The organism is Mesorhizobium sp. M4B.F.Ca.ET.089.01.1.1, assembly GCF_004022605.1.
Lineage (GTDB): Bacteria > Pseudomonadota > Alphaproteobacteria > Rhizobiales > Rhizobiaceae > Mesorhizobium > Mesorhizobium abyssinicae.
In genome coordinates this window covers 1-9,415 of sequence record NZ_RZOS01000215.1, presented here as the reverse complement: position 1 = coordinate 9,415, position 9,415 = coordinate 1, and the positions used below count along the sequence as shown (strand labels likewise).

9 protein-coding genes, 1 tRNA gene and 3 pseudogenes are annotated in these 9,415 nt (G+C 65.1%); 7 read left to right on the top strand and 6 right to left on the bottom strand.

Translation table 11 applies throughout. The features are described 5' to 3' along the window. The 5 genes from EN780_RS19830 to EN780_RS19810 form a co-directional block, all read left to right on the top strand. Positions 1–669, top strand: a 669-nt coding sequence (locus EN780_RS19830) for an ABC transporter permease (RefSeq protein WP_133372652.1), incomplete at its 5' end; no start/stop codon positions are given. Positions 670–705: 36 nt separating this feature from the next. Next, complete coding sequence (locus EN780_RS19825) at positions 706–2,004, top strand: cytosine deaminase (RefSeq protein WP_128275071.1); 1,299 nt, start codon at positions 706–708, stop codon at positions 2,002–2,004. A gap of 2 nt (positions 2,005–2,006) precedes the next feature. After that, positions 2,007–3,404 (top strand): FAD-binding oxidoreductase, encoded by a 1,398-nt coding sequence (locus EN780_RS19820; protein WP_128275072.1) that lies wholly within the window; start codon positions 2,007–2,009, stop codon positions 3,402–3,404. Positions 3,405–3,566: 162 nt separating this feature from the next. Beyond that, complete coding sequence (locus tag EN780_RS19815; RefSeq protein ID WP_128275070.1) at positions 3,567–4,148, top strand: NAD(P)H-dependent oxidoreductase; 582 nt, start codon at positions 3,567–3,569, stop codon at positions 4,146–4,148. Beyond that, positions 4,148–4,735, top strand: coding sequence for an NAD(P)H-dependent oxidoreductase (locus tag EN780_RS19810; protein WP_128275069.1), 588 nt, complete (start codon positions 4,148–4,150; stop codon positions 4,733–4,735). The genes EN780_RS19815 and EN780_RS19810 overlap by 1 nt, the downstream gene beginning before the upstream one ends. Before the next feature lie 48 nt (positions 4,736–4,783). On the opposite strand, the pseudogene EN780_RS19805 reads toward EN780_RS19810, so the two are convergent. Both EN780_RS19805 and EN780_RS19800 read right to left on the bottom strand, forming a co-directional pair. Next, positions 4,784–5,434: pseudogene (locus tag EN780_RS19805) on the bottom strand (IS110 family transposase); the annotation flags it as partial. After that, positions 5,434–5,717, bottom strand: a pseudogene (locus EN780_RS19800) (DJ-1/PfpI family protein); the annotation flags it as partial. The pseudogenes EN780_RS19800 and EN780_RS19805, both read right to left, overlap by 1 nt. 86 nt (positions 5,718–5,803) lie before the next feature. Here EN780_RS19800 and EN780_RS19795 point away from each other — a divergent pair. Beyond that, positions 5,804–6,751: a GlxA family transcriptional regulator gene (locus EN780_RS19795; RefSeq protein WP_127391263.1), complete on the top strand. Its 948-nt coding sequence runs from the start codon at positions 5,804–5,806 to the stop codon at positions 6,749–6,751. A gap of 26 nt (positions 6,752–6,777) precedes the next feature. On the opposite strand, the gene EN780_RS19790 is transcribed toward EN780_RS19795, so the two are convergent. The 4 genes from EN780_RS19790 to EN780_RS19775 form a co-directional block, all read right to left on the bottom strand. After that, positions 6,778–7,443, bottom strand: a complete 666-nt coding sequence (locus EN780_RS19790) for a DUF2161 family putative PD-(D/E)XK-type phosphodiesterase (protein WP_128275068.1) — start codon at positions 7,441–7,443, stop codon at positions 6,778–6,780. A 145-nt stretch (positions 7,444–7,588) separates the two neighbouring features. Next, positions 7,589–7,924, bottom strand: coding sequence for a hypothetical protein (locus tag EN780_RS19785; protein ID WP_245494553.1), 336 nt, complete (start codon positions 7,922–7,924; stop codon positions 7,589–7,591). A gap of 153 nt (positions 7,925–8,077) precedes the next feature. Continuing rightward, a tRNA-Ala gene (locus EN780_RS19780) sits at positions 8,078–8,153 on the bottom strand. Positions 8,154–8,327: 174 nt separating this feature from the next. After that, positions 8,328–8,720 carry a TIGR02300 family protein gene (locus tag EN780_RS19775; protein WP_127284414.1) on the bottom strand — a complete coding sequence of 131 codons (393 nt, stop codon included), beginning with the start codon at positions 8,718–8,720 and terminating at the stop codon, positions 8,328–8,330. A 205-nt stretch (positions 8,721–8,925) separates the two neighbouring features. Here EN780_RS19775 and EN780_RS19770 point away from each other — a divergent pair. Next, positions 8,926–9,415 (top strand): annotated as a pseudogene (locus EN780_RS19770) (3-phosphoshikimate 1-carboxyvinyltransferase); the annotation flags it as partial.

The window sequence follows — 9,415 nt, the reverse complement described above, 5'->3', positions numbered from 1 at the left end:
GGCGTGGTCCTGCAGACGCTGCATGACGATGCCGGTCTGTTGTTTTCCTCGCTGCTGGTGACGCTCAGGATCACCTTCCTCAGCCTGCTCCTTGCGGTCATCGGCGGCGTCGGGCTGGCGGTGCTGTTCGCACAGTCGAAATGGGTGGAGATGTCGTTCTTCCCCTTCGCCATCGTGCTGCAGGTGACGCCGATCGTCGCCATCTTCCCGCTGATCAACATCTACATCAACAACCAGACGACCAAGCTGCTGCTCTGCGCCTGGATCGTCGCCTTCTTCCCGATCCTCTCCAACACCACGCTTGGCCTGAATTCCGTCGACCGCAACCTGCGCGACCTGTTCAAGCTCAACGGCGCGACCCGCTGGCAGCAATTGCGCTATCTGCGCCTGCCGGCGGCGATGCCCTATTTCCTTGGCGGGCTGAAGATCGCCGGCGGCCTGTCGCTGATCGGCGCGGTGGTGGCGGAGTTTGTCGCCGGCGCGCAGGGGCAGTCGTCGGGGCTCGCCTCGCGTATCATCGAGGCCGGCTATCGGCTCAACGCGCCCCGCCTGTTCGCGGCACTCATCCTGATCTCGCTCACCGGCATCCTGATTTTCCTGGTGCTGTCGCTGGTGTCGCATCTGATCCTGCGCCGCTGGCACGAGAGCGCGCTGAAGCAGGAGCGGTAGGGTGGTGTCTGTCCGCGTAATCCGAGGAGTTGCGGCTTGATACCGGCCTCTGGTTCTTACCATCTCGCCAATGTCCGCGTTCACCAGTCGCTGACGCCCGGCCTCACTGCCACATTGGACAGCGACGGCTTCGCGCTCGCCGACATCGCCGTCGCCGACGGCAAGATCGCCAGCATCGTCGCGCGCGGTCGCTCGAAAACGCCGGCCGATGCCATCGATCTTGCCGGCCGCATCGTGCTGCCGTGCTTCGTCGACTGCCACACCCATATCGACAAGGGCCATATATGGCCGCGCAAGCCAAATCCCGACGGCACTTTCATGGGCGCGCTCAATGCCACGGGCGCCGACCGCGCCGCGCGCTGGAGCGCGGAGGATGTGGCGCGGCGCATGGATTTCTCGCTGCGCTCCGCCTACGCGCACGGCACCAGGGCCTTGCGCACGCATCTCGACAGTGTCGCGCCGCAGGAGGAAATCTCCTGGCCGGTGTTCGAGACGATGCGCGAAAAGTGGCGCGGTCGGATCGAGCTGCAGGCGGCCTGCCTGCTGGGCATCGAGAGCGTGCGCGACAAGGCCTGGTTCGAGCGGTTGGCGAAACGTGTCGCCGCCGCCAAGGGCGTGCTCGGTGTCGTCACCTATATGGTGCCGGACCTGGAAGAACTTCTCGACCAGGTCTTCGCCCAGGCGATCAAGCACGGGCTCGACCTCGATTTCCACGCCGACGAGACCGACGATGTCGCGGCGATATCGCTGAAGAAGATTGCCGAGGCCTCGCTGTGGAATGGTTTTGACGGCAACATCCTGGTCGGCCATTGCTGCTCGCTCTCGCGCCAGCCCGACCTTGAAGTGCTGGACACGCTGGACAAGGTGGCGAAGGCAGGGCTCGCCGTGGTGTCGCTGCCGATGTGCAACCTCTATCTGCAGGACCGGCGCAGCAACAACACCACGCCGCGCTGGCGGGGCGTGACGCTGCTGCATGAGATGAAGGCGAGGGGCATTGCGGTCGCCGTCGCGTCGGACAACACACGCGATCCGTTCTACGCCTATGGTGATCTCGACATGCTCGAAGTCTACCGCATGGCGACGCGCATCCTGCATTTCGACCACCCGGTCGGCGACTGGCCGCAAGCGGTGGCGGCGACGCCGGCCAAGGTGATGCGGCTGGAGGGCTTTGGTACACTCAGCGCCGGCGGCAGCGCGGACTTCATCGTCTTCAAGGGGCGGAGCTGGACCGAATTGCTGTCGCGGCCAGAATCGGATCGCATCGTCGTGCGCGAGGGCAGGGCGATCGAACGGAAACTGCCCGACTATGCCGAACTCGACGAATTGATGGTGTGACGATGGATATCGCAGCGCTGAAACGCGATCTCGATGGATTGAAGATCGACGACCATCCGGCGATCGTCCAGCAGAAGAGCCGCGACTTCTACTGGTACAGCCCGGTGCTCAAAGCACAGCTCGACCATGTCACCGGCGACCTGATCGTCACGCCGAAGAGCGAGGACGAGGTGATCCGCGTGCTCGCGGCATGCCACCGGCACGGCGTTCCGGTGACGCCGCGCGGCAGCGGCACCGGCAATTACGGGCAGGCGATGCCGCTGTCGGGCGGCGTGGTGCTGAACCTCGCCGAAATGAACCAGGTCAAGGCGATCGCGCCGGGGCGGGTGGTCACCGGGCCGGGCGCGGTGCTGGCCGAGATCGACAAGGCGACGCGCGCGCATTCGGCGCAGGAGCTGCGCATGTCGCCCTCGACCTACAACACGGCGTCGATCGGCGGCTTCGTCGCTGGCGGTTCGGGCGGCGTCGGCTCGATCCGCTGGGGCGGCTTGCGCGACCTCGGCAATGTCATCCGGCTCCGGACCGTGACGATGGAGGCGGAACCGCGCGTCATGGAACTGACCGGCGAGGAGGTGCTCAAGGTCATGCACGCCTACGGCACCAACGGCATCATCACCGAGGTCGAGATGCCGCTGACGGCGTCCTATGACTGGATCGATGTCATCGTCGGCTTCGACGATTTCATGGACGCGGCCGGCTTCGGCAACGACCTCGCCATCCAGGACGGCATATTGGCGAAGCTGATCACGCCGATCGCCGCACCGATCCCCTACGACTATTTCAAGCGGCACCAAAAATTCTTCCGACGCGAGCAGAGCATCGTGGTGTGCATGATCGCGCCGCATGCGATCGAAGCCTTTGTCGCCTTCGTGAAGAGCGGCAAGGGCGAGATCGTCTTCCGGGCCGACCAGGAGGCCGATCTCAAGGGGCTGCCGCCGGCCTACGAATTGTCCTGGAACCACACGACGCTGCGGGCGATCCGGGTCGATCCGACGATCACCTATCTGCAAGCACGCTATCCGTCGCCGGATCATCTCGCCCACGTCAAGGCGATGGTCGACCGCTTCGGCGACGAGGTGCCGGCGCATCTCGAATTCATCCGTTTCGACGGCGCGATCGGCGCCGCCGGCCTGCCGCTGGTGCGCTACACCACGCAAGAGCGACTGGACGAGATCATCCGCATCCACGAGGATAATGGCTGCTGGATCTTCAACCCGCACCGCTACACGCTGGAAGAGGGCGGCATGAAGCGGACTGACGATGTCCAACTCGCCTTCAAGCGCGAGACCGACCCGCAAGGCCTGCTCAACCCCGGCAAGATGATCGCCTGGGAGAACCCGGACTATGATTACCGCTCCGGCAAGTCGTTCCTGTTCAAGGGGCTGCAAAAGGTGGGGTGAGACGATGACGGGCGTTTGGCGCTGCACCCCCCTCTGGCCTGCCGGCCATCTCCACCTCAAGGGGGGAGATTATTCGCTCCGCCGCTTTCGCCAATCTCCAACGTTGCAAAGAAAGGCGTGGCGGAAAAGGGTGCCTGGCGCTGACCTAGGGAAACTCCTCCCGTGAACATCCTCGTCCTCTACGCTCATCCGGTGGAGACCAGCTTCAATGCCGGCCTGCACCGGACGATCGTCGAGCGGCTGAGCGCGGCAGGTCACACGATCGACGACTGCGACCTCTATGCCGAGGATTTCGATCCCCGGCTGACGCGGGCCGAACGGCTCGGCTACCACGACCAGCGCGGACCGGGCGATGCCGTTGCCGGCTATGTCGAAAGGCTGCGGAAAGCCGAGGCGCTGGTGCTGTCATTCCCGGTGTGGAATTACGGCTATCCGGCGATCCTGAAAGGCTTCTTCGACCGCGTCTTCCTGCCTGGCGTGTCGTTCAGGCTGGTCGAAGGCAAGGTGCAGCCGACACTGCACAACATAAGCAAGCTCGCCGCTGTCACCACCTATGGCGGCAGCCGGTTCCGGGCCCTGCTGATGGGTGACCCGCCGCGCAGGGTGGTCAAGCGCATGCTGCGCGCCACCATCAAGCCGGGCGCCTCCGTCTCCTATCTCGCGCATTACTCGATGAACCTCTCCACCGACGCGTCGCGGGCGGCCTTCACTTCGAAGGTGGCCGCGAGCATGGATCAATTCTAATGCGCGTGCTGGTGGTCTATTGCCATCCGGTGCCCGAGAGCTTTTGCGCGGCGATCCGGGACGGTGCCGTCGAGGTGCTGACGCGACGCGGTTGGGAGGTACGGCTGCTCGACCTCTATGCCGAGAATTTCAATCCGGTGATGAGCTGCGAGGAGCGGCGTTTCTACAACGAGCGCGCGCCGCAGGATCCGGCGCTGAAACCGCATTTCGAGCATCTCATGTGGGCCGAGGCGATCCTGTTCGTCTATCCGACCTGGTGGTACGGCCTGCCGGCGATGCTGAAGGGCTGGCTCGACCGGGTCTGGGCGACCGATGTCGCGTTCAAGCTGCCGGCCGGCAAGGGGCGGATCACGTCGCTGATGCGGCATGTGACCAAGGTCGGCGTCATCACCACCTGCGGCGCGCCGACCTGGTGGAGCGTCGTCGTCGGCCAGCCCGGCCGCAAGACCATCCTGCGCGGCATGCGGGCGCTGTGCGCCACGCGCTGCCGGACCTTCTTCCTGGCGCATTATCTGATGGACGCCTCGACTCCCCGCAGCAGGGCGGCGTTCCTGGCGAAGGTAAGGGTGAAGCTGGAGCGGTTTTGAGATTGGCCTTCTTCGCCCCGTTTACGGGGAGAGCGACTGTCTTGGCTGTCAAGCTGTTTGCCATGGTTTTTGGTCGCGGATGATGGCGTTGAGAATGGTCAGCAGCTTTCGCATGACGGCCACGACGGCGACGATCTTCGGCTTGCCGACCTCGACGAGGCGGTCGCGAAAGGCCTTGAGGACCGGATTGTGGCGTATGGCGACGAGGGCAGCCATGAAGAGGACGGCACGCACGCGGCTCCTGCCGCCGCCGATGAAGCTCTTGCCACGCCATGTGCCAGACTGCCTCGTCCATGGTGCGAGACCTGCGAGCGCTGCGATCTGGCGCCGGTCGAGGCTGCCCAACTCCGGCATCTCTGCGATCATGGTGCGGGCAACGGTGGGACCGATGCCTGGTACGGAGGACAGCAGTTTTTCCCGGACCCGCCAGAGTGGCGACTTGCGGATATGATCGTCCAGGTCGGCATCGAGGCTTTCCAACTCACGCCTGAGCGCGGCGAGCAGGCGCTTGATGCTCTTTTGCGCCTGTCTTGCGTTGACCGTGCGGGCGCGGTTCTCTTCGGCCACGATCATCTGCACGATCTGACGCCGGCGCGTGACGAGATCGGCCAACGTCCTGGTCTCGGCATCGCGCAGCGGCCGCAGTTCCGGCTTGGTCGCAGCTATGAAGGCTGCGATGACGGCAGCATCGATCGGATTCGCGCCTGTGCCGCGCGCTCCCAGACGAAGTCGAGAACTGTCTGATCCTCCAGCAGTGCGTTGACGCCGCCGCCGCCAGGAATGCACAGCACGTCGAGAGGCCGGCAATCGTCGAAGGTGGCTGTCGCGGTAAGGGGCAGCCGCGTCGACGACATCACCGGATCGCGTCCTTCCAGATCAATTCCACCTCGGCGCCCTTTGCCGATGCCAGGACTTCGTAGGGGCCGGTGAGGTCGAGTTGCTGGACGTTGGGGAACACAAGGATGCCGAGACGAAGGACCATGGAAATCTCCTCAGGTTGACTCCGGCCAAGCTAAGGCATCATGCTTTGGCAAGATCGCCAATCACCCCTCGTTTCAAGCCAAAGCCATGCGCCGTATCGAAATCCTTGCCTATCCCGACGTCCAGCTCCTCGATGTCAGCGGGCCGCTACAGGTGTTCGCCAGCGCCAACGACTTCAAGATCCAGGCCGGCGAACCGGCGGCCTATGAGGTCATGGTCGTCGCCGCCTCGCCGCGGATCAGGACGTCGGCTGGCCTCGTGCTCGAGGCTACGCTGCTGCCGCCGCATGGGTCCGGGATCGACACGCTGATCGTGCCGGGCGGATGGGGCGTCAACGCGGCCTGCGAGGATCGCGAGCTCCTGCAATGGGTGATCGGCCGCTCGCGCGATGCCACGCGAACAGCCTCGGTTTGCAGCGGCGCCTTCCTGCTAGCGACCGCAGGCCTGCTCGATGGCCGTCGCGCGGTTACCCATTGGGGACGCTGCGCCGAGTTTGCACGGCGCTTTCCAGCGGTCCGGCTCGAACCCGACCCGATCTTCATTCGTGACGGCAATGTCTGGACATCGGCGGGGGTCACGGCGGGCATAGATCTCGCGCTGTCCTTCGTCGAGGCCGATCTTGGCCGACGCATGGCGCTTGCCGTGGCACGCCAGCTGGTGGTGTTCCTGAAACGTCCCGGCGGCCAGGCGCAATTCAGCCAGACGCTCAAGCTGCAGGAAGGCGACGAGCGCTTCGACCGGCTGCATGGCTGGATCCTGGACAATCTGGACGGCGACCTTTCGCTGCCGAATTTGGCCGACCGCGCCAACATGAGCCCGCGCAGCTTCTCGCGGCATTATCGCGAAGCGACGGGTCGGACACCGGCCCGCGCCATCGAAGAGATCCGAATCGAGGCAGCGCGGCGAATGCTGGAACGGGGACAGGCGATCAGCCAGACGGCCCGGCGCTGCGGCTTCGGCTCGGAAGAAACGATGCGGCGCGGCTTTCTACGCGTCCTCGGCACCAACCCGCGCGACTATCGCGAGCGTTTCTGATCGCGCCTTCTCGCCCTGAATGTTCGCTACAACGGGCTCTCGACCAGCCGATGTGACTGCACGGCGGCGCGACCGATTTCGGTCAGCGCGTAGATGCCGCGTTCGGCCCTGGCGAACCAGCCATAGTAATTGTGCAGCAGGATGCTCGCCGCGCGCGGCGAAAGCACTTTCAGGTCGCGCGGCCGCTTGGGACCATCGGCCATGGCGGCGGCACAAGCGAGCGCCTCCTGCCGGTAGGCGGTCATGATGGGCGTGCGCGTGCTGCCGCCGGTAGCCGGGTCGCCCTTGCGGCGATAATGCTCCTCCATCAGGCGCGAGCGCCGCCTGGGATCGCGCCGCGGCGGCAGGGCGGCGGGACTGAGCAGGAGTTCGACCTCGCCCTTGCCGCCGACGCCGAGCAAGCCGAAGCCAAGTCGCCGGCACAAGGCCCGGAAGCGGCGGTCGTGCTCGCGGCCCTTGCCGGGCGCCGACATAAGCGCGGCAAGCCAGACCTCGTCGCAGGCGGCGGCGCGATCGACCGCCTGGAGCACAAGCTCGAGATTGAACTGCAGTTTCAGTTCGCAGATGACGACCACCGGCGGCTCGCCTTCGCGCAGCCCGACCACGTCGCAGCCGCCGACTTCGCCCTTGACGGTGAAATCCAGGCTCTCGAGGAACCGCTTCACCGGGACGTAGAGGGACGTTTCCTGCATGCGGCGAGACATAGCCGATTCGGCCCGGGTCCGGACAGCGCCGCCAAAGTGAAGCCGGCCCGCACTATCGTGAAGAACCGCAGCGCGCGTTCGGCCTGGATCGATCGCGGCCAGCGCCGCGACGGCCATTCACTTCGCCAGAAGGCTACTGCCTGGTGAACAGACCGGTGTAGGTCTGGCCGGCAAGCGCATAACTGGCGGCCAGCGTTCCGTCGGGAAGCATTGTGGCGGTGACGTCGGCGCCGTTCGGCAGGCGCCCGAGCTTCAAAGTGCTGCCGACGATTTTCCCGGCGCCATCGGCCACTCCCGGCTTGTTGTCGGCCAGATCTCCCCAGGCATAGGTGACAGTCACCTGCCCGCGCGGAGAAACCGTCAGCACGGCGAGCTTGCCTTCATACATCCCGTCCAGCTGTCCGGCCCATATGCCCGAAAATGCGGCATACTTTGCCGGAACGCCCTTGCCGGGGGGCGTGACCACCACGGATGGATCCAAGACCGCCGAACCCTGGGGAGCAGGAACAGCAACTGCGGCAGCCACGGCAGGCTGGGGAGGTGGCGGTGGCGGCGCTTCAGGCGCCGACTGGCAGGCGGCGAGCGCGAATGCCGCGAATCCGAGCATCGGAAAAGGACTGTTTGGTGGAGCCAATCGGAATCGAACCGACGACCTCTTGAATGCCATTCAAGCGCTCTCCCAACTGAGCTATGGCCCCACTCCCGGCAGTCAGCCGGCGCCGTTTCCGGCGAAGAGATCCGGCGCGGGTTTGGATCCGCGCCGTCAAGTGCAGGCGGCTTCTAACCCCGCCTTCGGTCAAGATCAAGCCTTCAACGACCGCTTTTTCGTCACAGGCCAAAAAGGCCGGCAAACGGTCGCGCCCGGGGCCTGATCAGACCTCGTCGTCGTCGTCGCCGACGCCGATCATGTCAGAGACATCGTCGTCCTCTTCCTCTTCATTGGCAAGGAAGGTGTCGTCCTCGTCGTCGCCGAGGTCCACATCGTCCTCGTCGTCGCCGAGATCGGGAAGATCGTCGCCGCCCTTGGCCTCTTCGTCGGCCTCCTCGAGCGAAACGACCTCGGCGCCCTCTTCGTCCTCGCCGTCGACTTCCTTGTCGGCAACTTCCTCGTCCTCTTCGAGGGCAGAAATCTTGCCATCCTCGAAATAGGAACGCGGATAGCTCTTGCCGGTATAGGGCGAGACAATCGGGTCCTTGTTCAGGTCATAGAATTTCCGACCCGTTTCCGGGTCGATGCGTTTGGTGCCAAGTTCAGCTTTTGCCACAGCAGGCCTCGTAGATAGAAGAGTGGTCCCCTTAACCGCAGTTTACGGCGCTGTCAAAGCCAAAAGCCGGCTTCGGGCCGACGCCGCAAAAGCCCGCAATCGCAGGCGTTGCACCAAGGGGATGACCATTCCCGTCCGCCGTGATACGAGACCGCCGCAACAAAAGAAAAGTGCCGGTGCGCCGGCGTTCCATCCAGGGAAAACCATGTCTCACGCTGCCGCTCCGAAACCGGCCACGGCCCGCAAATCATCAGCGCTCTCCGGCACGGCGCGCGTGCCGGGCGACAAGTCGATCTCGCACCGTTCCTTCATGTTCGGCGGCCTCGCGTCCGGCGAAACCCGCATCACCGGCCTGCTCGAGGGCGAGGATGTCATGCGCACCGGCGCGGCGATGAAGGCGATGGGCGCGCATATCGAGAAGCGCGGCGCCGAATGGGTGATCCGCGGCACCGGCAACGGCGCGCTGCTCCAGCCCGATGGCCCGCTCGATTTCGGCAATGCCGGCACCGGCTCGCGGCTCACCATGGGCCTGGTCGGCACCTATGACATGGAAACGACCTTCATCGGCGACGCCTCGCTGTCGGGCCGGCCGATGGGCCGGGTGCTGGAGCCGCTGCGCCAGATGGGCGTGCAGGTGTTGAAGGCGACGCCCGGCGACCGCATGCCGATCACGCTGCGCGGCCCCAAGCACGCCG